27 protein-coding genes and 1 other annotated feature are annotated in these 26,682 nt (G+C 39.7%); of the genes, 18 read left to right on the top strand and 9 right to left on the bottom strand.

Translation table 11 applies throughout. The annotated features are described in order from the left end of the window. From JZO83_RS02345 to JZO83_RS02375, 7 genes are all read left to right on the top strand, one after another. Nucleotides 1–840, top strand: coding sequence for a sugar phosphate isomerase/epimerase family protein (locus tag JZO83_RS02345; RefSeq protein ID WP_207114898.1), 840 nt, complete (start codon nucleotides 1–3; stop codon nucleotides 838–840). Nucleotides 841–897: 57 nt separating this feature from the next. Then, a complete protein-coding gene (locus tag JZO83_RS02350; RefSeq protein WP_206854325.1) occupies nucleotides 898–1,809 on the top strand; it encodes an AraC family transcriptional regulator in 912 nt (303 codons plus the stop codon). Nucleotides 1,810–1,860: 51 nt separating this feature from the next. Continuing rightward, nucleotides 1,861–2,622, top strand: coding sequence for an IclR family transcriptional regulator (locus JZO83_RS02355; RefSeq protein WP_206854322.1), 762 nt, complete (start codon nucleotides 1,861–1,863; stop codon nucleotides 2,620–2,622). 93 nt (nucleotides 2,623–2,715) lie between these two features. Then, nucleotides 2,716–3,360 (top strand): bifunctional 4-hydroxy-2-oxoglutarate aldolase/2-dehydro-3-deoxy-phosphogluconate aldolase, encoded by a 645-nt coding sequence (locus JZO83_RS02360; protein ID WP_207114899.1) that lies wholly within the window; start codon nucleotides 2,716–2,718, stop codon nucleotides 3,358–3,360. Between the two features lie 6 nt (nucleotides 3,361–3,366). Beyond that, the gene (locus JZO83_RS02365) at nucleotides 3,367–4,374 is read left to right on the top strand and encodes a sugar kinase (protein ID WP_207114900.1); all 1,008 of its coding nucleotides are present in this window, start codon (nucleotides 3,367–3,369) and stop codon (nucleotides 4,372–4,374) included. A gap of 16 nt (nucleotides 4,375–4,390) precedes the next feature. Beyond that, nucleotides 4,391–5,233 (top strand): 5-dehydro-4-deoxy-D-glucuronate isomerase, encoded by an 843-nt coding sequence (gene kduI, locus JZO83_RS02370; RefSeq protein WP_206854313.1) that lies wholly within the window; start codon nucleotides 4,391–4,393, stop codon nucleotides 5,231–5,233. Nucleotides 5,234–5,248: 15 nt separating this feature from the next. Continuing rightward, a complete protein-coding gene (locus JZO83_RS02375; RefSeq protein ID WP_206854311.1) occupies nucleotides 5,249–6,052 on the top strand; it encodes a gluconate 5-dehydrogenase in 804 nt (267 codons plus the stop codon). Between the two features lie 41 nt (nucleotides 6,053–6,093). Here JZO83_RS02375 and fni read toward each other — a convergent pair whose 3' ends face one another. The 4 genes from fni to mvk are packed head-to-tail and all read right to left on the bottom strand — an operon-like array spanning nucleotide 6,094 to nucleotide 10,149. After that, a complete protein-coding gene (gene fni / locus JZO83_RS02380; protein ID WP_206854307.1) occupies nucleotides 6,094–7,137 on the bottom strand; it encodes a type 2 isopentenyl-diphosphate Delta-isomerase in 1,044 nt (347 codons plus the stop codon). Next, a complete protein-coding gene (locus tag JZO83_RS02385) occupies nucleotides 7,134–8,219 on the bottom strand; it encodes a phosphomevalonate kinase (RefSeq protein ID WP_206854303.1) in 1,086 nt (361 codons plus the stop codon). The genes fni and JZO83_RS02385 overlap by 4 nt, the downstream gene beginning before the upstream one ends. 12 nt (nucleotides 8,220–8,231) lie before the next feature. Then, on the bottom strand, nucleotides 8,232–9,209 hold the full coding sequence (gene mvaD / locus JZO83_RS02390) for a diphosphomevalonate decarboxylase (RefSeq protein ID WP_206854300.1): 978 nt from the start codon (nucleotides 9,207–9,209) through the stop codon (nucleotides 8,232–8,234). After that, nucleotides 9,202–10,149: a mevalonate kinase gene (gene mvk / locus JZO83_RS02395; RefSeq protein ID WP_206854299.1), complete on the bottom strand. Its 948-nt coding sequence runs from the start codon at nucleotides 10,147–10,149 to the stop codon at nucleotides 9,202–9,204. Before mvk ends, mvaD begins: the two co-directional genes overlap by 8 nt. Nucleotides 10,150–10,449: 300 nt before the next feature. Here mvk and JZO83_RS02400 point away from each other — a divergent pair, with 300 nt between their 5' ends. After that, nucleotides 10,450–11,100, top strand: a complete 651-nt coding sequence (locus tag JZO83_RS02400; RefSeq protein WP_206854297.1) for a deoxynucleoside kinase — start codon at nucleotides 10,450–10,452, stop codon at nucleotides 11,098–11,100. Between the two features lie 126 nt (nucleotides 11,101–11,226). Here the strand turns inward: JZO83_RS02400 and JZO83_RS02405 are convergent, their stop codons facing one another. Both JZO83_RS02405 and JZO83_RS02410 read right to left on the bottom strand, forming a co-directional pair. After that, nucleotides 11,227–12,630 (bottom strand): lytic polysaccharide monooxygenase, encoded by a 1,404-nt coding sequence (locus JZO83_RS02405; protein ID WP_206854296.1) that lies wholly within the window; start codon nucleotides 12,628–12,630, stop codon nucleotides 11,227–11,229. 659 nt (nucleotides 12,631–13,289) lie between these two features. Continuing rightward, nucleotides 13,290–14,660 (bottom strand): lytic polysaccharide monooxygenase, encoded by a 1,371-nt coding sequence (locus tag JZO83_RS02410; protein ID WP_206854294.1) that lies wholly within the window; start codon nucleotides 14,658–14,660, stop codon nucleotides 13,290–13,292. Between the two features lie 479 nt (nucleotides 14,661–15,139). Continuing rightward, nucleotides 15,140–15,270, top strand: a sequence feature (ribosomal protein L20 leader region). Nucleotides 15,271–15,313: 43 nt separating this feature from the next. On the opposite strand from JZO83_RS02410, the gene infC reads away from it, so the two are divergent. The 4 genes from infC (at nucleotide 15,314) to JZO83_RS02430 (ending at nucleotide 18,712) form a co-directional block, all read left to right on the top strand. Then, nucleotides 15,314–15,838 carry a translation initiation factor IF-3 gene (gene infC, locus JZO83_RS02415; protein WP_010736567.1) on the top strand — a complete coding sequence of 175 codons (525 nt, stop codon included), beginning with the start codon at nucleotides 15,314–15,316 and terminating at the stop codon, nucleotides 15,836–15,838. Between the two features lie 71 nt (nucleotides 15,839–15,909). After that, entirely contained in the window at nucleotides 15,910–16,110 is a 201-nt protein-coding gene (gene rpmI / locus JZO83_RS02420) for a 50S ribosomal protein L35 (RefSeq protein WP_010736566.1), read from the top strand. Between the two features lie 53 nt (nucleotides 16,111–16,163). Continuing rightward, a complete protein-coding gene (gene rplT, locus JZO83_RS02425) occupies nucleotides 16,164–16,523 on the top strand; it encodes a 50S ribosomal protein L20 (protein ID WP_104871857.1) in 360 nt (119 codons plus the stop codon). A gap of 368 nt (nucleotides 16,524–16,891) precedes the next feature. Continuing rightward, nucleotides 16,892–18,712 carry a DUF6056 family protein gene (locus JZO83_RS02430; RefSeq protein WP_206854244.1) on the top strand — a complete coding sequence of 607 codons (1,821 nt, stop codon included), beginning with the start codon at nucleotides 16,892–16,894 and terminating at the stop codon, nucleotides 18,710–18,712. Between the two features lie 168 nt (nucleotides 18,713–18,880). Here the strand turns inward: JZO83_RS02430 and JZO83_RS02435 are convergent, their stop codons facing one another. The 3 genes from JZO83_RS02435 to JZO83_RS02445 form a co-directional block, all read right to left on the bottom strand. Continuing rightward, entirely contained in the window at nucleotides 18,881–19,051 is a 171-nt protein-coding gene (locus JZO83_RS02435) for a hypothetical protein (RefSeq protein WP_206856860.1), read from the bottom strand. A gap of 73 nt (nucleotides 19,052–19,124) precedes the next feature. Further along, on the bottom strand, nucleotides 19,125–19,583 hold the full coding sequence (locus JZO83_RS02440; RefSeq protein WP_206856850.1) for an acyl-CoA thioesterase: 459 nt from the start codon (nucleotides 19,581–19,583) through the stop codon (nucleotides 19,125–19,127). A gap of 13 nt (nucleotides 19,584–19,596) precedes the next feature. Beyond that, nucleotides 19,597–20,424 carry an NAD(P)H-hydrate dehydratase gene (locus tag JZO83_RS02445; RefSeq protein ID WP_207114901.1) on the bottom strand — a complete coding sequence of 276 codons (828 nt, stop codon included), beginning with the start codon at nucleotides 20,422–20,424 and terminating at the stop codon, nucleotides 19,597–19,599. A 142-nt stretch (nucleotides 20,425–20,566) separates the two neighbouring features. On the opposite strand from JZO83_RS02445, the gene pepV reads away from it, so the two are divergent. From pepV to JZO83_RS02475, 6 genes are all read left to right on the top strand, one after another. After that, nucleotides 20,567–21,985 carry a dipeptidase PepV gene (gene pepV / locus JZO83_RS02450; RefSeq protein ID WP_206856848.1) on the top strand — a complete coding sequence of 473 codons (1,419 nt, stop codon included), beginning with the start codon at nucleotides 20,567–20,569 and terminating at the stop codon, nucleotides 21,983–21,985. 313 nt (nucleotides 21,986–22,298) lie between these two features. Continuing rightward, nucleotides 22,299–23,003, top strand: a complete 705-nt coding sequence (locus tag JZO83_RS02455; RefSeq protein WP_206856843.1) for a GntR family transcriptional regulator — start codon at nucleotides 22,299–22,301, stop codon at nucleotides 23,001–23,003. 169 nt (nucleotides 23,004–23,172) lie between these two features. Beyond that, nucleotides 23,173–24,504 carry a PTS transporter subunit EIIC gene (locus JZO83_RS02460; protein ID WP_207114902.1) on the top strand — a complete coding sequence of 444 codons (1,332 nt, stop codon included), beginning with the start codon at nucleotides 23,173–23,175 and terminating at the stop codon, nucleotides 24,502–24,504. 49 nt (nucleotides 24,505–24,553) lie between these two features. Then, complete coding sequence (locus JZO83_RS02465; RefSeq protein ID WP_207114903.1) at nucleotides 24,554–25,945, top strand: glycoside hydrolase family 1 protein; 1,392 nt, start codon at nucleotides 24,554–24,556, stop codon at nucleotides 25,943–25,945. 225 nt (nucleotides 25,946–26,170) lie between these two features. Next, complete coding sequence (locus JZO83_RS02470) at nucleotides 26,171–26,350, top strand: hypothetical protein (RefSeq protein WP_206856840.1); 180 nt, start codon at nucleotides 26,171–26,173, stop codon at nucleotides 26,348–26,350. 140 nt (nucleotides 26,351–26,490) lie between these two features. Then, nucleotides 26,491–26,676 carry a hypothetical protein gene (locus JZO83_RS02475; protein ID WP_206856838.1) on the top strand — a complete coding sequence of 62 codons (186 nt, stop codon included), beginning with the start codon at nucleotides 26,491–26,493 and terminating at the stop codon, nucleotides 26,674–26,676. Nucleotides 26,677–26,682 lie beyond the last annotated feature (6 nt).

Consider the following 26,682-nt stretch of genomic DNA (forward strand, 5'->3'; position numbering starts at 1 on the left):
ATGAAATTAAACCTAGTTGCTAGAGGTCATGATTTGACCACTGTACAAAGCGTGGATGATCTAGCAAAAAAAGCGAGCGAACAAGAAATTTCTACGCTACAATTAGCATTAAGTAGATCTTTTCCTGATCTCGCGACAGATAGTCACGCAATCAATCCCGGTATGGGGCATTATATAAAACAGTCCTTAGCAAAAGAAGACGTGAGTGTCGGTATTTTGAGCTGTTATATCAACATGATCCATCCTAACTTATCTGTTCGAGAAACCGTACTGCGACAATTTGAACGATACCTCCAATATGCTGCTAGTTTTGGGGCAACAATGGTCGCAACTGAGACGGGGAGTGTAAGTGAAGCTGGTTATACAGAGAAGAATTTTTCGGATGAGGCCTTTTCACAAATCGTTGAAGCGATTCGCCAATTAGTGCGAGCTGGAGAAAGACATCGAATGATGGTCGGGATCGAACCAGGCTTGAATCATCCGCTGTATTCGCTTGATCGTGTAGCAGAGTTGATTGCAACGATCGATTCGGACTATTTAGGGATCATTTTAGATCCAACCAACTTGATCACTGCAGAAAATCATCACCAACAAGTCGGATTAGTGGAAGAAGCCTTTGAACGTTTTGGAGAAAAAATTTGCGGATTGCATCTAAAAGACTATCTCGTTTCTGATGAAGGGGAGATTGTCCCAGTTGATCTAGGTACGGGAATGATTGATTATGAAGCAATCGTAAAAATCGCGCAGAAGCATCGGCCATATCTTTATATCGTGTTAGAAGAAACAAAAGATAGTGCGCTAAAACACGCGGTGTCAGTACTGGATCACGTCACTGGATAAGAAAGCGAAGGAATGCACGTTTGCTCATTGTTGAGCAATTGGAAAGGGGAGATAGGCATGGAGAAAAAACACATCAATGGAAAAGAAGTCAACACGATGATCTCTGATCAATATGAGATTTATCACGTGAAAGATATCGTTAGCCAAAATAAAACGGTCTATCATCATCATGATTTCTATGAGATCCACGCCACTTTGGAGGGAGAAGCCATTTTTTATTTAGATGGCCGCCAATTTACGATCCAAGCAGGAAATGTCTTATTGATCCACTCAAGAGATCTTCATCGGATCGTTCGACAATCAACAGACGTATTTGAGCGAGTCTACATGTTTATCACCCCTGCATTCTTGGAAAGGCGTTCCACTAAATGGTCGAATCTATCTGCCTGTTTTTGGCCAATCGGTGAAAGACGAAGCCGGATATTACATATCGAACCGCAAATATTAAAAGAAAAACTCGCCTTTGTTGATCAAACGTTGGATCGTAAAGATTATGGTGCAGATATTCGCTATGAACAAGCATTAGTCGAATATCTGATCTTTCTCAATCGGATGGTACAGTTGGAAGAGCATATTTCTGAAGAAAATTTTACTGTACCGAATGAACGCTTAGAAAAAATGATCCAATTTGTCGCGAAGAATCTCAGCGAACCGCTGACCCTCAAAGAGATGGAAAAAGAGTTTTTTATCAGTAAATATCATGTGACCAGAGAATTCAAAAAATATACAGGCTTTACCTTCCATCAATACGTGATGAAGAAGAAACTACTCTATTCAAAACAGCTATTAAGAGAATATGGCAGTTCAAGTTCCATTTACAGTAAATGTGGCTTCGCCTCCTATCCGCATTATTTGCGGGCGTTCAAAGCCGAATTTGGCTTGACGCCGAAAGAATTTTTGAAAAAAGATTTGGCAGGAGAGTTTGTCCATTACGCACATTATGAAGAAGAAAATAAAGAACCCTTTTAAATTTGCCTTCTTTCCGATATAATTTCCTATATAGAAATAGGAGAGTGTAATATGGAAAATAAAAAACCTTATGGAACCGTTCTAATCAAAGCTTCACATATTTTAGATTATTTAGCAGAGCATCCAGATGCTTCGTTGCAAGAAATTGCTAAAGGCAGCAACATGACCTCATCTACGACATTAAAAATCTTAGATACTTTGTCATTGATTGGCTACGTAAATAAAAATCAAGAAAAGAATTACCGTTTAGGTGCGAAACTCGTTCGATATGCAAACAAAAATATCGATCAAATCGATCTCGTAGAACGGACTTTACCATTCTTGGAAAAATTACAGCAAACAATTGATGAAACCATTCATTTAGGTATTTTAGATAATAATGAGATTCTCTACGTCAATAAATTAGACCCTAAAAATCAAACGATCCGCATGTCTTCGAAAATCGGTATTACCAGACCGTTGTATAGCTCAGCAATGGGAAAAGCTGTACTAGCACATTTTACGGACGAGCAATATCAACAGTATATTGAACAATGTCCGTTGATTCCATTTACAGAATATACCATCACCAATCCATTGAAATTAAAAAAAGAAATCCAACAAGTCGAACAGACAAAAATTGCTTTTGATGATGAAGAAGTCGAAAAAGATATTTTCTGTATCGGTACTTCTTTAGTTCATGACCAGCAAATAGTTGGGGCATTCAGTGTCAGTATGCCGAAGTATCGATTGAGTGAGGAAAGTAAGGCTCAAATCATTCAAACAATTTTAAAAACAAAGGAAGAAATCGAAAAAACTTTTGCAAATAGCTAAAAAGCGTTTGCATTTTTTTTTTCCTGCCGTATAATAAAGATGTAAATTTCTTTATTGTAAAATATGATTTCCAAATAAGAAATGGGTGGGGAAATGAAAAAAATGGATATCTTATCTCGCTTGAAGCAAGCGGGGGTTATTGCAGTTGTACGTGGAGCAACAGCTGAAGAAGCATTAAATGCGTGTCATGCTATTATCAAAGGTGGATTAACAGGCATTGAATTAACTTTTACGGTGCCTCAAGCAGATCTAGTAATCAAAGAATTGGTAACAACTTATAAAGATCAAAATGATGTAGTGATCGGTGCAGGGACAGTGTTAGATGCGTTCACCGCACGTTTAGCGATATTGGCAGGTGCTGAGTATATCGTCAGTCCTTGTTTTGATCAGGAAACTGCAGAACTCTGTAATTTATACCAAGTCCCATACTTACCGGGCTGTATGACGATCGATGAAATCAAAACAGCACTAAAAAGTGGTGTAGATATCGTCAAATTATTTCCTGGAAGTGCTTTCGGACCAAGTATTATTTCTGCATTCAAAGCACCGATGCCACATGTCAATATCATGCCAACTGGTGGAGTCAGCTTAGAAAATATGAAGGATTGGTTCGATGCAGGCGTGGTCACTGTAGGTGTTGGCGGAAACTTACTTGCTCCAGCAGCTCATGGGGATTTTGAAGAAGTGACAAAAGTCGCTCAACAATATGCAACAAAAATGAAAGAAATTGTGGGGTAACCGCTCATGGGAAGAGTTGTTACACTTGGAGAAATCATGCTGCGCTTGTCAACAGAACAAGGGCAGCGGTTGCAAGACAGTGATCGTTTTTGCGCGCATTACGGTGGTGGGGAAGCGAATGTCGCGATCTCATTAGCAAATTACGGACATAGGGTTTCGTTCATGTCAAAAGTCCCAGAGCATTCACTAGGACTGGCAGTCGAAAAACACTTACGAAGCTATGGGGTAGATACTAGCCTACTGTTAAAAGGCGGCCCTCGGCTCGGCACATATTATATGGAAACAGGAATCGGTGAACGAGCAGCGTCGGTCATCTATGATCGTGCCGGTTCCAGTTTTGCGGTCATGGATCACTTGGAGTGGTCACTAGCGGACTGTTTTAAAGAAGTCGATATCTTCCATGTTTCAGGAATCACACCGGCATTATCAGAAAATTGGCGATGGCTGACCAAAGAAATCATGGAGGCAGCCAAAGAGGCAGGTTGTCAAATCAGTTTTGATATCAATTACCGAGGGAAGCTGTGGACACAGCAAGAAGCGGGTCAGGCTTTAGAGCAATTATTACCGCTCGTGGACATTTGTTCAGCTGGAGAAATGGATGCGCTCTATTTATTGGGGATTGAACAAGCACCTCGATCGACAGAAGATCCGCTCATTTATTATTACGAAAAAATGCAAGAAAAATTTCCTAACATCCAAACGTTTTATTCAACAAAACGCACGGTGCATTCAGCGAGTGCAAATGACTTGCAAGGTACCTTATGGATGAATGGTCAATATGTTGAATCACCGGTTCACCAAATCACGTCGATCGTTGATCGTGTAGGTGGTGGCGATGCGTTTGCTGGTGGTTTGCTTCATGGAATCTTAGAGGAGATGCAGCCGCAAGAAATCATTGCTTTCGCCACAGCAGCCTCTGCATTGAAACATACCATTCATGGGGATTGCAATCAATTTAATCAATCCGAAGTTGCTGGTTTTATCGCCAGCGGTTCTGGAAAAATCATTCGATAAAGGAGAGTCTATCAACATGCAAGAAATGGAAACACGTTATACACATAGTCCAGAGGATATTCGTCATTACTCAACGGAGCAATTAAGAAATGAATTTTTAGTAGAGAAAGTCTTTGTTCCAGGCAAGATCAGCCTTACTTATACGCACAATGATCGTATGATCTTTGGCGGAGTGACACCAACGACCAAGGAGTTGGAAATCACATTAGATAAAGAATTAGGCGTTACTTATTTCTTAGAACGTCGCGAGCTTGGTGTGATCAATATCGGTGGGCCAGGATTTATTGAGATCGATGGCGAAAAAGAAGAAATGAAGAAACAAGATGGTTACTACATCGGCAAAGAAACAAAACATGTGGTGTTCTCTTCAGTCGATCCGGAAAACCCAGCAAAATTTTATATCAGTTCAGTGCCAGCGCATCATAAATATCCAAATGTAAAAATCAGCATCGACCAAGTAAAACCGATGGAAACAGGAGAAGGTGTGACGTTGAATGAACGTAAAATCTACCAATACATCCATCCAAACGTGTGTGAGAGCTGTCAGTTACAGATGGGTTACACCATTTTAGAGCCAGGTAGTTCATGGAACACCATGCCTTGTCATACACATGAACGACGTATGGAAGCGTATGTTTACTTTGATTATGCGAACGAAGACACACGGGTTTTCCATATGATGGGTAAACCAGATGAAACAAAACATTTAGTTGTAGATAATGAACAAGCAGTGATTTCACCGAGCTGGTCGATCCACTCAGGTGTTGGGACAAGTAATTATTCGTTTATCTGGGCAATGTGCGGCGAAAATATCACGTACACAGATATGGATATGGTATCAATGGATCAATTGAAATAAGAAAGGGAGATGAAAATGTCATTCAATATGGAAATGTTTCGCTTAGATAATAAAGTCGCTTTAGTTACCGGAGCCGTCTACGGAATCGGTTTTGAGATCGCCCGCTCATTAGCAGAAGCTGGGGCAACAATCGTATTTAACAATCTAACTCAGGAATCAGTAGATGAAGGAATTGCCAACTATAAAGAAATCGGCATTGAAGCAAAAGGTTATGTTTGTGATGTCACTGATGAGTCAGCTGTACAAGCAATGGTCCAACAAATTAAATCAGAAGTTGGGGCAATCGATATTTTGGTGAATAATGCAGGAATCATCAAACGGACACCGATGATCGAGATGGATGCGGCGGATTTCCGTCAAGTCATCGACGTGGACTTGAATGCACCATTCATCATGTCTAAAGCAGTGATCCCTGATATGATTGAAAAAGGTGGCGGAAAAATCATCAATATTTGTTCAATGATGAGTGAGCTTGGTCGTGAAACAGTCAGTGCCTATGCTGCTGCTAAAGGTGGATTGAAAATGTTGACGAAAAATATTGCTTCAGAATATGGACAATACAACATCCAATGTAATGGGATCGGACCAGGTTATATCGCGACACCACAAACTGCGCCATTAAGAGAAACACAAGAAAATGGGGAGCGTCATCCATTTGATCAATTCATCGTTGGCCGTACACCAGCCGCTCGTTGGGGCGATCCAATCGATTTAGCTGGACCATCTGTCTTCTTAGCATCGAATGCTTCAGACTTCGTGAATGGGCATGTGTTATACGTCGATGGCGGTATCTTAGCTTATATCGGAAAACAACCATAATAAACAAAAAATGGCGAGTGCTTTGTATGCACTCGTCATTTTTATTTACGTCGCCCATATTTCGACAATGGAATATCTCTTGCCTCACACCATTCTTTGACGGGGCCAGACAAAATCAAGGATTGCTTTGTTAAATCACTCGTTTTTGTGGCGCCAACCATGGTATAGAGCATCCGGAGCTCTTCTTGCCACTGTGCCATCAGAGCAATCGTTTCCTCGACACCGTATGTCATATAATGCGTTAAAATCGTTCCGGAAATCCCCACAGCATTCGCACCAAGGCACAAAGCTTTAAAGATATCATAAGCGTTTCGTATACCACCAGAAGCAATGATTTCGACATTCGTGTTTGCTTCATTTGCTTCAAGGAGAGAGGACACAGTAGACTGTCCCCAATCAGTCAGATAAGCCAATTCACGTTTTTTACGACGAGCATTCTCGATTTGCGTGAAACTCGTGCCGCTACGCCCACTGACATCGATCGTTCGGATACCTAATTCCGCTAATTCAATGATGGTTTCTCTAGTCATCCCAAAGCCCACTTCTTTGACGATCACTGGTACATCAAGAGTTTGTTGGATTTCTGAAATCAGTTCCTTCCATTGTGAAAAATCACGATCCCCTTCAGGCATGACTAACTCTTGCGGCGCATTTAAATGGATTTGTAACGCATCTGCATTGAAGAGTTGTACGGCTTCTTTGGCACGTGCAACAGAAGTGCCAGCACCGACATTCGCTAAGATTTTTCCTTCAGGATAGACATCTCGCATGATAGTATAAGAATCTGCGACAGAAGGATCCTTTAACGCGGCACTAACAGAACCGGTAGCAATCATCAACCCAGCACTTTTGGCAATTTGTGCAAGGTCATGATTGATTTTTTTTGTTTTTTCGCTACCACCTGTCATAGCATTGATGTAAAACGGGCTCGAAAGAACAAACCCTGCAACTTCTGTCGTGAGCGATACCTGTGCAACATTGCTCTGTGGGAGAGGATGATGAACGAGCCGAACGAAGTCAAATTCATTTTTCTGTTTATTATGGAATGCTTTGGCTAATGAGACATGTTCATCTTTTCGATTCATAATTTGTCCTCTTTCTGTTGATGGTAGACATGCAGTGGAAGAGGAGTGATCTCAGCTTCTTCCCACGCACTCATCAACGGTAGGATGCCTGACTTTTGATCGACGATCACGATACCGCAATCCCCGCCACCAGCACCAGAAGATTTCGCCGCACCTTCAAATTGTTCAGCTAAACAACATAGCTTATTTAATGCGGGTGTTTCGATCAAGACGCCAGTGATAGCAGATAAATCACGTAATAACTCTCTGTTTTTACGAATCATATCTTGGATCAAAGCGACATCGTTTTCTTTGAATCCTTGGATCATCGTGTTGACGCAACGCGTGCTATCTTCAAGAAATTGTTGATAAGCTGCCATTTTATCTTCACGAGAGCGATGCACTTGGTCAACTAAGTCAGAAGTAGAGGCAGGGCTTCCAGTCCAACCAATCAATAAACGGAGATCTTCCGGTGTATACAATGGTTCGATGGATAAGCCAGGCCAATCCAGAGCTAATAATTCGCTGATCGTTTTGTTTGATTCTTGTTCTTTAAGCCATTGGTGGTCAAAAGTGGAAAACGCAATCCAACCACCGTAACAGCTAGCCGCAATATCGCCACAAGAACCATTGTCTTGGACAGCAAGGTTCGCTAACGCTGCAATTTTAAAAATCTCAAGCTGAGACAAATTCAGTGCATAAAATTGGTTCAACGCTCGAACAGTCGCTACTGCCACTGCACCACTCGAACCTAGGCCGTACTTTCTACCATTTGAGCTATCTAACTCGCTCGTTACCTTCAAATCATAGAATGAAAGAAGAATGTTCTTTTCTTGCGCATATTTTTCAGTTAAACGTATGGCCGCAAGAATATAATGGAATGGATTTTCACGGATATCCAAAACGAGTTCGCCTTTTCGTCGAGTCCAACGCACAGGCATCTCGCTGTATTGTGCGGATTGGATACTTCCGACTTTCCGAGCAGCTTCTACTGTCACTGTGACAAATTGATCAACTGCCACGATGATTGCAGGATGTCCTGTTTCGACCACTGCATATTCTCCAGCGATATAAAGTTTTCCGGGTGCAGACACTTCAACCATAAAAATCTCCCTTTATTCAATAATCGTGATTCCTTGCCCAGCATGAGCAACGATCACTTGTTGTCGGCTAAATAATTCAATGAATTTTTCTTGAACCGCCGTTTGATTTTTCTTTTCAACTAACACTTTGACATTTGGCCCCGCATCCATGGTGAAATAGCAAGGAATTCCTGACGCACGTAGTTCACGAACTGCTTGCATCGCCTTTAAACTGTCAGGTGACCAATACGTAAATGGCGGTGTAGCGGCTAACGTTGTGCCGTGCATCTTCAAGCCGTTTCGTTCCATGACCTCACCAAGTGTTTGGAACGCTTTTTCAGTGATAGCTTGCTTCAATTCCAGTAAGTCATTTTCGACTGAATCAAGCCAGCCTTGATAAAAATGCGAAGTTTCAACTGTGCGACGCATGCCGTCACGACTGGAAACATCTTTTTGCTGGTCGTTGATCAAGACAAAGACCATCGCTAGATCCTCTTCAAAACCGTTCGAAGGGATTTGTTGCGCGTAAGAGGTTTGATCGTCGTGGCCTTTTTCCCATTCGACAAAGCCGCCAAAAATACTACGACAAGCAGAACCGGAGCCGCGACGAGCAAGTCTAGATAAGGCTTGTTGATCCAAACCGAGTCCTAAAGCTTCATTACAAGCACCAGCTAATGCAGCTAGTCCGCTTGCAGAAGAAGCTAACCCTGCGGCTGTGGGAACGAAATTGTGACTAATTACTTTTGCGTGTTTGTTTATATTCGCTTGTTTGCGTACAAGATCAAGGAAGCGGCTGATTTTTTTCGTCGCAGCTTCTGTTTGTAACTCATCGTCTAAATAGAACAGATCGTTCGTGAATGTATCTGAAAAAATCACTTCGGTTTCTGTATAGAAAGCATCGAGAGTGAGAGATAAACTGTTATTCATTGGAAGAATCAATTCTTCGTTTTTTTTGCCCCAATATTTGATCAAGGCGATATTTGTATAAGCCCGGGCTTTACCTTTAAGCATAGGTATGTACTCCTAATCCTTGAATCCAAGTTTCAGCTGCACCTGCTTCAATTAGTGCATGGCTGATTTCTTGAGCTTCTTTTTTTGTTTGTGCTAAGGCAATCATACATCCGCCTCGTCCACCACCAGTCAATTTTGCGCCTAAAGCGCCAGCAGTGCGAGCGGTAGTGATCAGAGTATCTAAAAAGTCATTGCTGATCGTTAAACTTTTCAGGATGAGCTGAGCATCATTCATTGCCTCAGCCAGGTTTTCTGGTGAGTTGTCGATGATTGCTTTTTTAGCTTGTTTCGTCAAGTATCCTAGTTGTTGGATTTTTTGTCCAGTTTTCTGCGCATCTTTTTCAAAAAGGTGTGCCACATCTTTCACCGCCGCACGGGTTTGTCCTTTGATTCCTGTGTCAGCGACGATCAAGAAAGCATCGATATTCAACGAGAAATAATCAAAAGGATGTCCTTTCGTGAAATAGATCGGTTCGAGTCCACTTGTTGCGGCAGCATCGATGCCACTGGGATTTCCATGAGCGATTTTTTCAGAAATTTGCACATGTCCCAATAATTGCTCTCGGGATAGCGGCAATTCATAGGCTGAATAAAAAGCTCGTGTGATCGCAGTAGCAACAGCTGCGCTGGAGCCCATCCCACGTTCTGCGGGAACGGTACTCTTAATATCCAAGTGCAACGTGTCTGCTATATGGTGCTGTGCTTTTAGACCAGCAACCAACTGTTTGATATTGTTCAACGCATGAGGTGCGTCGATTAAATTTCCTGTATAGTAGGAAGAAATAAGTTGATCTTTATTGTTTGATGGGAGTGTTTCAAGTGTAGCGGTTACTTTTGTTGCATAAAACGGAAAGGCAATCGCAGGCTCGCCATAAACGACCGCATGCTCTCCCATTAAAATCAATTTCCCACTTGATTCCCCTTGGCCACAAATTGCCATAATACAACTCCTTCTTTTCCTGTAAAAGTAGCTTTTGAACAAAAAATAAAGCACCTATTACCAAGTGCGCAAGATTTGTTCAAAAAACAGTCCTTCTTTATTTTACTAAAACCAGTCCAGAAGTAAAATAAAGAATACGATTTCTCGATAAAAAACGTCATTTTCTTAATAAAATTTTGATTTTTTTAGGTAAGAAAATTCACCGAATCTATTTGACACCACAAGATATTGGGGTTATATTTAAAAACGTGATAAAAAAGCACTGTATTTAGTGGGTAAGAGAGTTGGAGGACAATTAGTGTGATTGTTTTAGCAGGAACGATAGGAGCAGGGAAATCAAGCTTAACCAAAATGATTGCTGACCATTTTAAGAGTCAGGCATTTTATGAATCGATCGATGACAACGAGGTATTGCCTTTGTTTTATGCAAACCCGGAACAATATGCGTTTTTATTGCAAATTTATTTTTTGAATAAGCGATTTGCAAGTATCAAGCAAGCGATGCAAGACGATAATAATGTGTTAGACCGTTCGATCTACGAGGATTCATTATTATTTCATTTAAATGCGGATCTAGGACGAGCAACAAAAACAGAAGTCCAAGTGTATGATGAATTACTGGCGAATATGATGGAAGAACTTCCATACGCTGCATCAAAAAAACATCCGGATCTATTAGTTCATATTCGCGTATCTTTTTCGACGATGTTGGAACGGATCGAAAAAAGAGGGCGCGCGTATGAGCAACTTTCTTTTGACCCGAATCTATATGACTATTATCAAGAATTGAATCGACGTTATGATCAATGGTATGACGCGTACAATGAAAGCCCCAAGATCCAAATCGATGGAGACTGCTTGAATTTTGTAGAAGACGCTACAGCGAAAGCACAAGTGTTGCAAATGATTGAAAAAAAGCTAGTCGAAACGCGTAGAGGACTAATCGTATAAAGCGTTCTAGCTCCAATTGAACTTTGTATTATCTAAGTAATGAATGCAAAAAAAGACAACCACAAATGAGTGATTGTCTTTTTTATTTTAATCGTCGTTTAGTCGATCAAGGGTTAGTGAGTTGAATTATTTAGGGAAGAATAGTGAGTGAGCAATTCCTGGTGCCCAGTTTGTATCACCATAGTTCAAGTGAGACTGCCAAGTGATGTAAGTCACACCGTTGTGGACAACTTCTTCACCTGCTGTATAAGAAACTGGTGAGAAGAAGCTTCCTACTGTCCATTGACGTCCAGTAACGACTTCGCCGCCACCGTTGCCATTGTCACCACCATTGTCGCCGCCATTGTCGCCGCCATTTTCATCGCGATCAGTTGTGATTGTTAATGTGTTACTTGCTTCTGAAACATCGCCTTCATTGCTGATTGCGCGAATAACAAATGAGTATTGTGTTTCAGGAGTTAAACCTTCTACTTCAAAAACAGTTTCAGAAGTTGAACCAATCAACTCGCCATTACGGAAGATATCATATTGTTTGATTCCTTTCGAGTGAGTTGAAGCTCCCCACATCAATGAAACGCTTGAGCTTGTTTGGCCCATTGAATGTAAGTTTCTAGGTGCAGTTGGTTTTTCTTCTGCAGTTTCAGATAAAGTTGTTACAGATAGAGCTGTTCTTTCAGAAACTAATCCTGTTTGGCCTACTGCTTCGATTTCATATGTGTATGTAGTTTCCGCAGTTAAGTTTTGATCGCTGAAATCTGGTGAAGCTGTATTGCCTAATAATTGACCGTCACGATAAACGTTGAATGATGAAGCATTTGCTTGTCCATCCCAAGTCAATTGAGCAGTTGAAGAAGTCACGTCAGTTGCGCGAACGTTACGTGGTGCAGTTGGTGCTACTGGAATTGCTGAGTCACCTTTCAAGTTCACGTCGATTACTTGGTAGAATGCCATTGCTGTATCGTGTACATCCCAAACTGCTAAAACAACATGGTAACCAAGACGGTCGCTAGGGATATTCACTGAGTGTGATGGGTTCGTTGCAGCTTGAGCTCCACCGTGGTTGATTGTCGTTAACAACTCAAAATCGCTACGATCTAATTGATCATTTGGATTCCAATCTGCTTTTGTAATATAGTAATGCCATTTAGTTGTACTATGAGATTGTGTATAGCGCCAAGTGAAAGTATTAGGACCTGTATTCAAGTCTTGTTTTGTCCACATTGTCGCAGTTTGGCGGTCTAAGTTGAAGTTGTTTCCAACCGCGCCGTTTGCAGAAGCGATGCGTCCGTCAGCAGGACCAGCAGCTGGGAAGCCTTTCAATGCTTCTAATGATTGTGGTTCGTAAATTACTGGACCGTATTGTGCTAATGCTGCATTGTGGTTAACTAGGCGGTCACGGTGTCCTTGATAAGAACGACTGATTGGTGACTGCACGTAACCGTGAGCTGAAGCGTCTTGTCCTCCGATAGATAATCCTACTCCTACTAAAACGCTAGAGCATAAAACTGTTGCTAAAATTTGTTTTTTCATGTTTCCCTCCATAGATAAAATGATATTTTAGATAACTAGTAAAGTCGATGTTTATTACTTGATCGATGTGTTTCGTTGTTATCTGTATTTAATATTATCAGAGAATAGCAACTTTTGATAATCTGTTTATACCGACCATTAGGTAAAATTGGGTCTTGACTCCAAGTTGTGGTAGTATTATCCCTAATATGAATAAATATTGATTTAAAGGCTATTTTATTGATTATTTTATTTGAAATTTGTTTTTTATTTTGCATATACAAAAACAAAAGGGAAATATGATGATGAAATTTTTTTTCTTTCACAAAATGAACCCTTGTAATCTGTTGTTATTTTTTAATTTTTCTCATTTATTTAACATATAAAGTTTGGAGATTGGTGTGTCATCTTTTATGGACGTAGATCTTTATATATTAACTTTTCAATTGCCCAAAACAGCAACTAGAAGCTATTCTACATATTATAGAAGGAATTGGATACAGAGAGAGTAGTGGAAGGCCTGTTAAAAAAAATCAGCACTCGCAAAATCCGAGCCGGACTTCGCAGGTGCTGACTGATTTTGAGGTCAAAACTTCGGTTTATGCCTCAACTTTATTGGAGTTTTGTTTCTATGGAACGTTTTCTATATTATCGTTTTAATTACGTTTATAAGGTTTTGTTTATTTAGGATAGAATAATGAATGAGCAATTCCAGGAGCCCAGTTAGTATCTCCATAGTTCAAGTGAGATTGCCAAGTGATATAAGTCACACCATTATGGATCACTTCTTCACCAGCTGTATATGAAACAGGTGAAAATAGGCTTCCTACTGTCCATTGACGTCCAGGAGTCACTTCACCGCCACCGTCTCCACCGTTGTCATCGCGATCAGTCGTGATTGACAATACGTTACTTGCATCAGATAATTCATCCGTGTTGCTGACTGCGCGAACTGTGAATGAGTAAGCAGTGTTTGCAGCTAATCCAGTCACGTCGAATACAGTATCGCTTGTTGAGCCGATCAATTGATTGTTACGGTAGATATTGTATTGTTTGATTCCTTTCGAGTGAGTTGAAGCACCCCACATCAATGAAACACTTGAGCTTGTTTGACCCATAGAGTGTAAATGAGTTGGTGTCGTTGGTTTTTCTTGTGTATTTTCTGTTGCTGTTTTCACTGTCAATGCTGTTTTAGCAGAGACTAAGCCAGTTTGTCCAACTGCTTCGATCTCATAGTTGTAAGAAGTATCAGCAGTTAAGTTAGCATCACTGAAATCTGGAGATGTTGTATTTCCAATCAATGCGCCATCGCGGTAAACGTTGTAAGACGCAGTATTTGCTTGACTGTTCCAAGCTAATTGTACAGTTGAAGAAGTTACGTTCGTTGCACGAACATTTTGTGGTGCAGTTGGTGCGACAGGAATTGCTGAGTCACCTTTCAAGTTGACATCGACTACTTGGTAGAAGGCAGCACCTGTATCATGGATATCCCAAACAGCTAAAACAACATGATAACCAAGACGGTCATTAGGGATATTCACTGAGTGTGAAGGATTTGTTGAAGCTTGCGCCCCACCATGATCGATCGTTGCTAATAATTCCAAATCGCTACGTTTTAATGGCGCATTTGGGTTCCAACCTACTTTAGTAATATAGTAATGCCATTTAGTTGTACGATGAGATTGTGTATAACGCCATCTGAAGGTATTCACACCTGTATCTAAGTTTTGTTTTGTCCACATTGTTTCTGTTTGGTTGTCTAGTAAAAAGCTTCCTCCAACCGCACCGTTTGCAGAAGCGATGCGTCCGTCAGCAGGACCAGCTGCTGGGAAACCTTTAGCAGTTTCTAATGATTGTGGTTCATAAATCACAGGACCATATTTTGCTACTGCTGCAGCTAAATTAACGTTACGATCCAAGTGTCCTTGATACGCACGACTGATTGGCGATTGTACGTAACCATGTGCAGAAGCATCTTGCTCCCCAATCGCTAAACTTGCTCCGAATAAAATACCCGAGCATAAAACTGTACCCAAAATTTGTTTTTTCATTTTTCCCTCCATAAGTAAAAATAGTTTTTAGATAACGAAAGAAAGAATTGGAATATTCGTCCGTTACTCTTTGTTCTGTTATCTTAAAATAAGATTATCAGAAAAAATAAGGAGATACGAACCAGTTTATACCGATGTGTAGGTAATAAAAATCACACAGATATAAATGATATAGTTTGTTATTGTGTTGGTTTTTAAGGTTTTAGTACCTTTTTTGAAAACGCGAAAAAATAGTTGTATAAATAGATACTTCTTTTTTCTTTGAATTAAAATACTCATTATTTAGTTATTTAAAATTGATAGTATGGCAGTTATATAAAATGAAAGCTATTAAGTAGACAAAGGTGACATGACTGATAAAATGATCAGTGAATTCGAATCCATAGTGGAGCTTCTTTAATAAGATTGGGAGACGTACTATAAAGTAAGAAAAAAGGTTTGACAAATAGAATTGAATTTGATAAGATAATTGAGTTGAGAAATAAAAGCAGAAGCACCCGCTTCTCGCCTTAGTTGATACAGTCACTGGGCTAGATAGTTTTCATCTATGATGTAATGTAGATGGAGTACGTGCGGGTTCTATCAAAAGAACTCGTTTTTTTATTGCCGTTTATTCGGTAAGCTTTTCTTTCTCTCATAATATTTGGAGGTGAATGACCATAGCAAAGGATATGATGGTTAACGACGGCATTCGTGCACGTGAATTACGATTGATCGGTTCAGATGGTGAGCAATTAGGAGTTAAGTCAAAAGCAGAAGCATTGCAAATTGCAGAACAATCAAACTTGGATCTTGTGTTAGTTGCTCCAGGTGCAAAACCACCAGTAGCGCGAATCATGGACTACGGAAAATACCGTTTCGAGCAACAAAAGAAAGACCGCGAAGCGCGTAAAAAACAAAAAGTGATCAATGTAAAAGAAGTTCGTTTAAGTCCAACAATTGATTTGAATGACTTCAATACAAAACTTCGTAATGCACGTAAGTTCTTAGAGAAAGGCGATAAAGTGAAAGCTTCTATCCGTTTCAAAGGCCGTGCCATTACCCACAAAGAAATTGGTCAAAAAGTCTTAGATCGCTTAGCTGAAGAAACTGCTGATATTGCAACAGTGGAACAAAAAGCGAAAATGGACGGACGCAGCATGTTCTTGACGCTGGCACCGAAAAACGACAGTAAGTAATTTGAATGACTAACTGATTGTTGGACAGTCAATAGTCGGATAACGAAAGATTTTGAGGAGGAAATATAGTCATGCCAAAACAAAAAACACACCGCGGATCAGCAAAACGTTTCAAACGTACTGGTAAAGGCGGATTGAAACGCTTCCGTGCGTTTACAAGTCACCGTTTCCACGGCAAAACTAAAAAACAACGCCGTCAATTACGTAAAGCGCGCATGGTTTCTAGTGGCGATTTCAAACGTATTCGTCAACAACTAGCAAAAATGAAATAAGAACGAAAAATCACTGAAATTTAAAGATCTATTTTTATTAGGAGGAATTATACATGGCACGTGTAAAAGGTGGAACAGTAACTCGTAAACGTCGCAAAAAAATGCTGAAATTAGCAAAAGGTTACTACGGTTCAAAACACACTTTATTTAAAACAGCAAAAGAACAAGTAATGAATTCATACAACTACGCATATCGCGATCGTCGTCAAAAGAAACGCGACTTCCGTAAATTGTGGATCGCTCGTATCAACGCAGCGGCTCGTATGAATGGCTTAAGCTACTCAAAATTGATGCATGGTTTGAAATTAGCTGAAATCGACATCAACCGCAAAATGTTAGCTGACTTGGCTGTCCACGATGCAGCAGCATTTACTGCATTAGCTGACCAAGCAAAAGACGCTTTAAGCAAATAATCAAACTAACGTTGTTACATCAACGTTTACCCCGCCTTTATTGAGCGGGGTTTTTATTTTTCCTCAGATTGTTTTCGCGAGACATATAACTATCAAATAGCAATGCACTTTCTTCTTGTCAGCATTTCGTGGTGTGGGCATAAACGTTCATTGTTGTTTTGGTGTGTTACTTGTGTCCTAAGCGGTCTTGTTACATCACTTCGTACGATTCTTGAAGTGAGGAAAGCATCCTTGTCATATCAGTCGATTAAAAAATATCGGAAGATTAATAAAAAGTGTTGTTTTATTTAAGAGCATCCAATGATTTTAAATGTTATAATAATATTCGTAAGTGTTCACTTAAATAATTGTTGGAAGGAAAGAATGAAATGAATCGAATAATCGATAGTGTCTGCAAGCATAAAAAGATGATAGTGATTGTTTCTGTCTATCTAGTCATGGTCATCTTGAATTTTTTAACACCATTGATTGCAGATGATATTGAATACATGTACAAAACGACAAGTTTTTCAACTATTCTCCATGACGAATATCTACAATACATGAATTGGACTGGTCGATCAGTGGTTCACATCATTGCACGTTTATTTTTATTGATGCCGAAAGTCGTATTCAATTTTATGAATCCGTTGATTTATGTTTTGCTAACCCTTTTGATCTATAAAATATCAACAAAAGATCATAAGAATTTTTATGTGTTTAAATATTTGATGATCAATTTGTTGATTTGGTTATTTATCCCAACTTTTGGACAAACGATCTTATGGGAGACTGGAGCGGCGAATTATCTATGGGGCGGCATCATCATCGTTAGCTTCCTTTTCTTGTATCACCGCTATTATACAAAAGGTCAAGAATTACCATTCAATCAACCATTGCAAATTATCTTTATGACAATTTTGGGGATTCTTGCCGGATGGTGTAATGAAAATACATCTGGTGGAGCGATTCTTGTTGTTTTAGGTTATCTCTATTTTATTTATAAAGAAAAACGACCAATGAAAGCATGGTTATTCACAGGTTTAGGTGGAGCAATCTTTGGACTATTGATGATGGTTGCAGCGCCTGGAAATGCGATACGAGCAACTTATTTTGATCGTAGTACATGGTCATTTGCGCGTAAATTATATACTGGTGTTTTTGGGATTACACGTACTCTATACGAAAATAGTTTGCAATTATTTATTTTAACGGCGATTTTAATTGCGCTAGGTATTATTTTTAATCAACATAAAAACTGGTTCCGACTTTCATATGTATATATTCTTGCTGGACTAGCAACTATCTATGTATTATCTCTTTCACCAACTGGACTTAACTGGGGGCGTTCATTCTTTGGAGGCGCATTGTACATTATCATTGCGATGTTACTTGAATGGCCAGATAAATTATCGAAGACAACAGCTGGTAGTTTTTATAGTGTGATCAGTGCAGTCTTGATCGTTCAATTTTTGTTTACATTTGTCATAGGTGCGAATGGAATCGTTCAATCTTACCGAGATATCAACGAGCAATACCGTTATGTGGAGAACCAAAAAAAGCAAGGGAATCTGAATCCTTTGATTGCTGATTTCAATGCAAATGAAGGGATGCCCTATCCTGCATATTCTAGTGCGTTGTCACACGTGGGGGCAAACATAGATTCCCAAGTGAATCGTTCGAATGCTAAATATTTTGGCTTAGAAACAATTCGTTCGGTTTCTAAAAATGATTGGAATACGATTTATAAAAATGGCGATCCAACCTTGATGAACATTTGGGATTATAAGGAATATCTAAAAGAATTAGCAGACTCAGATTATACGGTGCTGATTTCTGGTGCTGGAACGTCACAGCAGATGAATGAATCTTTAGCAGCGGATATAGCAAAACTTTTACCTGAGCTTGATTTGCAGCAGTTTACTCAGGGCTGGAACTTTAGCGGTATTCGTCAAGCGGATCAAGACCCTATTCTTTCACAGAATGAAAATTACAATGCGGTGGGGCAAGAATTTGCTGAGAAGCAAGTCTCAATGAGTTCTAGTTTTACCCCATATGAAGAGCAACAATTTTCTAGAATAAAAATCGATGGTACCGATGTATCAAGAAATAAAACAGGGATAAATATTGTTGTGCTTTCCAAAGACGGAAAAATCTTGGATGCCGTAAATATCCTTTCAACTGAACAGGGAGTTACCATTTCGAGATAAAAATAATCATTTGATTTGACCACATCTATGTTTTCTTAGATGTGGTTTTTTTAGCAAGGTACTCCAAGGAAAAGAACACAAAAATAGAGCCGCCAACCGATTGGTTTGTCGACTCTTTTCAATACATATCCATGATGCGAACATCTCATCCTTTCACGAAAGCAACAGTCAATTTGGGCGAACTTCCTGCAGTTGTTTGACACGACCACCGATTTGATTGGCAAAGGTTTCTGATTCTTTTTTGTCTTTGAAGACAAGCAAGTTTTCCGGGTTTTTTTCACGTGTGCGACAGCCAGTTTTATCAATATAACCGTGTAGTACTTTCACGACATACATCATAATCACCTGCTTTTTTTCTTTCCATTATACAAATCGGAGGTTAAAAGGCAAGAAAAAACACTTATTTTTCAACTTATTTTTTGATTGTTGCAGAAGCGTGATCTGTATCGAGTTTTGCATAAGTGTGAAATAAGGCATCTAATTCGGGATTGATACGACTTAGTTTTGCTAAACGTTGGTTTTCTGCGAGCAGGAAACAATGTTGGCTCGTACCAGTTGTTCGTAATCGCTGATCTTCTGTACCATAGATCTCATAGCGGAAATTTAGGCGCGTTCCCGTGTAGCTCTCGATGATCGGTTGGATACGAATACTATCGCCATAGCGGATCATTTCTTTGTATTCGCAACTCACACCTAATACAGGAATAATGATTCCTTGTTCTTCGATTTTCTTATAACTAAAGTCTAAATGTTCCAATAACGCAACACGTGCTTCTTCAAACCAACGGATATAATTGCTGTGATGAATGATTCCCATTTGGTCGGTTTCGTAGTAAAAAGGCTCTCTGATGTAGCCAGTATATTTTTCCATGCGTCTGCTCCTTCTATTTTTGGCTAAAATAATGCATCCATTTTGGGATTTCTTTACTGATTTGAGTCGGTAAAACGACATACTGCTCTTTTGCTAATTGGTCACCAATAAAACTATGCAAATAGACAGCGGCACTGATCGTTTTTTCGTTTTTGGGAAACTGAGCTAAAAAACCAGCAATCATGCCAGCTAAAGTATCACCCATCCCCCCAGTAGCCATTGCTGGTGAGCCGGCTGGATTGGGATAGTTCCCTTTTGGCCCATAGATCGTCGTTTGATGACTTTTTAAAACAAGGAATGCACCTAATTCTTGCTGCTTTTGCTGATTATGTTCCTGAGTTTGCTCATCCAAGTTCAAACCGCTGACCCGTTGCCATTCCATTTGATGCGGGGTGAGTACGGTTTGTTCTGGATAAGGTAGGGCAAGGGAATGTGTAGCAAGTAACGTCAAGGCGGAGCCATCAATGACGAGCCATTGCTTTTTCGTTTGATTGGTCAGGACAAATTGCAGAAGCTCAAGACTTTGTTGGTTAGTTCCTAACCCTGGGCCAATGAGTAAGACATCAGCATCTTCAAAAGCCGAATGCCATGTTTCTTTATTTGTCCAATCTCCCACCATTGCCTCGGGTAAATGACTATGGACTGCCACATGGTTGTTAGGATCAGTCACGACAGTCGTTAAACCAGCGCCACTATGGACAGCTGCTAATGCGCTCATGATGATCGCACCACCGAACTGTTCATTTCCGCCAATCAGCACGACTTTGCCATACGTACCTTTATGCGATTCAATAGGACGAGGAGTAATCACTTGCTGGAGTAGTTTTTCGTTTAATTCCATGGGGAAACCTCCTTTTTTTCATTATAGCCCATAATTTTTAAGGAAAAAACTGTTTCGTTTAGCCGTTGTCTGATTTTTTAAACAATTCTCCTGATTTATGTTATGATGAACTCGTAGACTGAATGAGTGGAGGAGTAACTTTATGACAATCAATTGGCAAAAAGAAGTCGAAGCACGTAAAGAAGACTTGCTTGAAGACTTAAAAAATCTTTTACGCGTGAGCAGTGAACGTGATGATTCACAAGCAACGGAAGATGCACCGTTTGGACCTGGTCCTCGTGACGCGTTGAAACACATGCTTGCATATGGCGAACGTGATGGTTTCGTTGTAAAAAACGTGGACAATTACGCAGGTCACATCGATCTAGGTGAAGGGGACGAAACGTTAGGTATTTTTGGACATATGGACGTTGTACCAGCTGGCGATGGCTGGGATACAGACCCTTACGAACCAGTAATCAAGGATGGGAAAATCTTTGCTCGCGGATCAAGCGATGACAAAGGACCAAGTATGGCTGCATACTATGCAATGAAAATCATCAAAGACTTAGACTTAGAATTATCGAAAAAAGTTCGTTTTGTCGTAGGTAGCGATGAAGAGAGTGGTTGGGCAGACATGGCTTACTACTTTGAACATGAAGAAGAACCTGATTTTGGTTTCTCACCAGATGCAGAATTCCCGATCATCAACGGAGAAAAAGGAAATGTTTCTTTTGCTTTGCGTTTTAAAGGCGATAATGCCGGCGACTATGTATTGAAATCATTTACGTCTGGTTTACGTGAAAACATGGTGCCAGGAACAGCAACTGCAAAAATTGAAGTACCAAGTGCAGATTCAGCGATTGCTTTAGAAAAAGCATTTTACGAATTTGTTGAAGCAAATCCAATCAGCGGAACGATCGAAGCAGAGCATACATTTGTCACGATCAATGTAGTTGGTAAAGGCGCACACGGTGCAAGCCCACAATCTGGGATCAACGCAGGCTCTTTCTTAGCAAGCTTCCTTGATAACTACGAGTTTATCGGTGCAGCCAAACAATTCATCCACGTGGCAGCAGCCTACGTCCATGAAGACTTCTATGGCGAGAAACTAGGCGTTGCTCATGAAGATGAAAAAATGGGTAAACTAACAATGAACGCTGGATTGTTTGCGTTTAAAGAAAATGGATCAGAAGACGATAACTACATCAACATGAATTTCCGTTTCCCTAAAGGCACGACTACAGATGAATTGGAAAGCAAGCTGAACGAAACAGTTGCCGCAGAAGGTGCAACTGTCACTCGTGGCGCTCGTGTGATGGAACCACATTATGTACCAATGGATGATCCATTGGTTGAAACATTGTTGCAAGTCTACGAAGATCATACTGGCGAAAAAGGCTACGAACAAATCATCGGTGGCGGCACATACGGACGTTTATTGAAACGTGGGGTCGCTTATGGCGCAATGTTCCCAGGATACACAGATACGATGCACCAAGCAAATGAATTTATGAGTCTAGATGACTTATTCCGTGCTACGGCGATTTATGCGGATGCCATCTACCGTTTGGCGAAGTAAAAATTGAAAATATGTTTGTTCGTATTAAAGCACTAATTGCGAAAATCAGAAATAGTTGTACGTTTATTTTTGATTAAACATGATAAAATTCAATAGGTAATAAGCGATAAAGCCTTGAGTGGCAAATGGCCTTCAGAGAAGTGGGATTCTCTGAAGGCTTTTTTTGCTCCGAATATTGCTTATTTGGATAAATGAATAAACATTAGGTTAACAAATCGATTATTTATTCGTTATAGTTGTAAAGGTTATTTACAATTGGTTGTTTATCTAATATTATAATAAGTGTATACAAATTTTTGGAGGTGAAATAAATATGCCTAAATATATAGAAATCGCGCACTCTTTGAAAAATAAAATCATTGAAGGGGTGTTTAAAGAAGGCGAGCTATTACCGAATCAAGAAGCTTTAGCAAAAACCTACAATACGAGCCGAGTAACGATTAGAAAAGCGATACAACTGTTGATTGACGAATCTTTACTATACACAAGACGAGGCTCAGGGACATATGTTAGAAGTAACATTAAAAAGGACAATGAGAATGTCACGCAAATCAATAGTGTATTTGGCACTTCTGCGCAAGAAGGTACAGAGGTGACGAGTAAAATCATTCGCTTTGATGTGCGTTTTCCAACTTCTTATGAATCCGAGGAGCTGCAAATAAAAGCGACTGATCCGGTCTATGACATCAAGCGTGTGAGGTATGTCAATGGGGAGGCTAGAAGTATTGAAAGTTCGATCATGCCGCTCAAGTACATCAAAGATTTGGATGAAGAAATCTTGAAGGGTTCGATCTATAACTATATCAGAGAAGAGCTGGGGTATGTGGTCAGTGCGGCCCGTCGCGTGATCATTGCTTCTAAAGCTAATCATCTAGACAGCGAAGAATTTGGGATTGAAGTAGGAGAGCCAATCTTGGAAACAAATCAGATCGTCTTTTTTGATGATGGCACGCCGTTTGATTTATCTAAGACAAGATATCCTTACACATCTGGAAAAATCGTCGCGGATATCAATTAAAAATAATAGTTAAAGGACTTTACTTGTAACGATCAAGTGAGGTCTTTTTCTTTTATTCGAAAAATAAGTATACACTAATATAAATATTGTATTTACAAAAAAGCTTACAGGTGATATTATGTATTAAAAGTTGGTATACAACTATAGACAATTTAGGAGGTACAAATAAATGGATGAGAGAAAAAGGGAAGCTTTGATGGGGAAATTTGTGTTAACTGCTCAAAAAATCGGTAATCAAATTTATTTAAGAACGTTACGCGATTCATTTGCTACTATCATGCCTTTATTCATTTTAGCGGGTATTGCTATTTTAATTAATTCAGTCGTGTTAGATCCATCGGGGTGGTTCCAAAATATGATCAGCGCGGATACGATGGTCTCTTGGCAAAACTGGGGCTCGCTCATTACGAACGCGACACTTAATATCACTGGGATCATCCTTGTGATCACGATTGGCTATTTCTTATCAAAAAATAGAGAATATGATAACCCGATTGGTGTCGTGATCGCTGTTGTTCCAGCATTTTTGACGTTGCTTCCAACAATGATCGAGACAACGCCGATCGGTGCGGAGACTGCTGTGGAAATCGGTGGAGTCATCAGTTACGGGAATATTGGTTCAAAAGGCGTTTTTGCTGCGATCATTACTGGATTATTGGCAACAGAGCTATATATTCGTTTGACACGTTCTAAAAAATTACAAGTCAACTTAGGTGATAGCGTTCCGCCAGCAGTAGGAAAATCATTTAACACGATGTTCCCATTGATTATTGTCGTGTCATTGTTTGCTTTTGCATCATTCCTGATCCAACTAACAGGAAATGATTTCATGAGGATCATTGAGCAATTCATCCAAGAACCGTTACGTGGTGTAGGGACTTCATTTTTTGGTTACTTATTTTTAGTTTGCTTTGGGAATTTACTCTTTTCTTTTGGGATTCATCAATCGGTCATCACAGGCCCGATCCTAGATCCATTATTGATGGTCAATATGAATGAGAACATGGCAGCGACTGCGAATGGGGAAGCTGCGCCTCATATCATCAACTCAGCGTTCCATCAAGTATATGGTGCTTTGATGGGTGGTACTGGTTCGACCATTGCTTTAGTGATCGCCATTTTGATTTTTAGCCGTTATCAAGCATATAAAGATTTGTCCAAATTAGCGTTAGGTCCTAATATTTTCAACATCAATGAACCTGTGATTTTCGGGTTACCGATCGTCTTCAACTTACCGATGATCATTCCTTTTGTATTATCACCGATCGTTGGTACGACGATTGGCTATTTAGCAACATCGATGGATCTAGTCAATCGCTGCGTGGTGACAATTCCTTGGACGACACCACCATTTTTAAGTGGATTTTTAGCAACAGCCGGTGATTGGCGAGCAATCGTTGTGCAGGCAGTTATTATCGTTGCCTTGGTATTCTTCTATCTGCCATTCTTAAAAATCAGTGAACGGGTGGCTCGTACAAACGCTGAAATGAGTCTTTCTTAAACAGATTACTAAAAGAAATCGATGAACGATTAATAGAACAATGATTGGAATGAGAAGATTGGGAAAGAAAAAATTTTTCTGGGGAGATTCCTCCTCAAGTATGCAAACGGAAGGTGCTTGGAACGAAGGTGGCAAAGGGCCATCTGTTTATGACATTCGTGAGGCGACTGAAACTACTTCGGATTGGAAACATGGGATCGATCGTTACAACAGATATGAAGAAGATCTCGATTTGATGCAAGAAATGGGCATGAACTTCTATCGCTTTCAAACGTCTTGGTCACGCGTCAATCCACAGGGCGATGGGGCATTCAATGAAGAAGGACTCTTATTTTATGATCGCTATATCGATGCGATGTTGAAACGGAATATCGAACCGATGCTTTGTCTTTATCATTTTGATATGCCACTCCATCTTGCACAAAATCACGAAGGGTTTATGAGTAAACATGTCGTAGATGCTTTTGTGGAATATGGGAAAAAGATGGTAGACCGCTACAAGCATAAAGTGAAGTATTGGGTAACGTTCAACGAACAAAACTTATATTCGACACCTTTAGCGCTGCTATATGGTGGAACATTGAATACGGAAGATACAGCGGATAATATTCATCAAATCGCGCATAATATCATGGTCGCACATGCCAAAATCGCTAACTATATCCATGAAACGACCGATGGACAAATCGGTGGAATGCTCGCTTATTCCAATATGTACCCTGCGACAAATCACCCCAAAGATGTATTAGTTGCGAGAGAATGGGATGAATTTATCAATCAGAATCTTTTAGATGCCTTTTGTGGACGCGGTTATTCAAAACAAGTTTTGACGTTTGAAAAACAACATTTGAACGTAGATATGACAGAAACAGAACTTACTGAAATCAGCAAAGCAACAAGTGACTATTTAGCATTCAGTTACTATTGCACTGGAAGCATCAGTCATAAAAATATTCCAGCAGATGCAGCACCAAATTATTATTTAACGTATGGTGAAGTAGAAAACCCATTTGTTTCAATGAATGAGTGGGATCTAGGAATCGATCCCCTTGGGTTTAGAGATATCATTAACAAGATGTATCAAAAATATGATGTGCCGATTTTTCCTGTCGAAAACGGCATAGGTACTCAGGAAAAGTGGGAGGACAACCAACTCATTCAAGACGATTACCGAATTTTTTATCATGAACAGCACATCAAAGCGATGCAAGATGCTATGCATATTGACGGCTGCGAAGTGCTAGGCTACCTTGGTTGGGGGTTGATTGATTTACCTAGCTCAAAAGGAGACATGGAAAAAAGATACGGAATGGTTTACGTGAATAGAGGGAATCATGATTTACGTGATATGAAACGTGTACCAAAGAAAAGTTTCTATTGGTTCAAAGAGTTTCTTGAAAAAGAACAAAAATCATCGAATGATCAAATAACAGTAAAATAAGATGGAAAAAAGCTGTCTGTATCCGCTTGATCAAGTGGGTATAGATAGTTTTTTTATCTATTGGTTCGGTTTAAAACATAGACACATTGCTCAAGATGGTCGCTGAGTGTAAGAGATCATTTTTCCTTTTCTTCCATAAAGGAAAGTCTTTTTTTATTTTTCAAAAAAATTCGTTCGTTCTGCCTACATTTATTCAGTAGAATAGTTGCTAAAGGAGGGATTACGATGGAATACGAAACATTAGAAAGTCTTAGAGAAAGACAACAACAAAAATTAGAAACAATGAAAAAACAAGCGATGAGTGAAGTGGACAGGAAGAAAGAAGGAGAGCAACAAAGAAAAGAAACATTACATAGTGGGGAATCTCAAGCTGTTGAGCAAAGCGACAAAAATAAAGAGAGATAAATTTTTCAACCATTCAATGTGTGGGATTGAAAATAACTTGAACGTCCAATTTTCTTAGTCGATTGATGCTACTTCCTAAAACCCTATGATTGTAGTGGGATTTAGGGAATCAAGGCGATTCAAAAGAAAGGAGAAGGATCATGGAAGAAAAAGAGCTGGATAAAATAAAAGAGAAAAGAAAAGAAGAAATCGAAGGTATGAAACAGCGTTCTTTTGCAGAAATAAGTAAAATAAAAGCGAAGAACATGAAAAAACTTAAACTAAACAAAGAGAACTTCAAAGAAAAAAGAGCAAAGGATCAAAAAAATGAAGGCCGTGCATTATAAAGTGTT

Origin of the sequence: Enterococcus sp. DIV1298c (assembly GCF_017316315.1) — a bacterium.
GTDB classification, from domain to species: Bacteria; Bacillota; Bacilli; order Lactobacillales; family Enterococcaceae; genus Enterococcus_B; species Enterococcus_B mangumiae.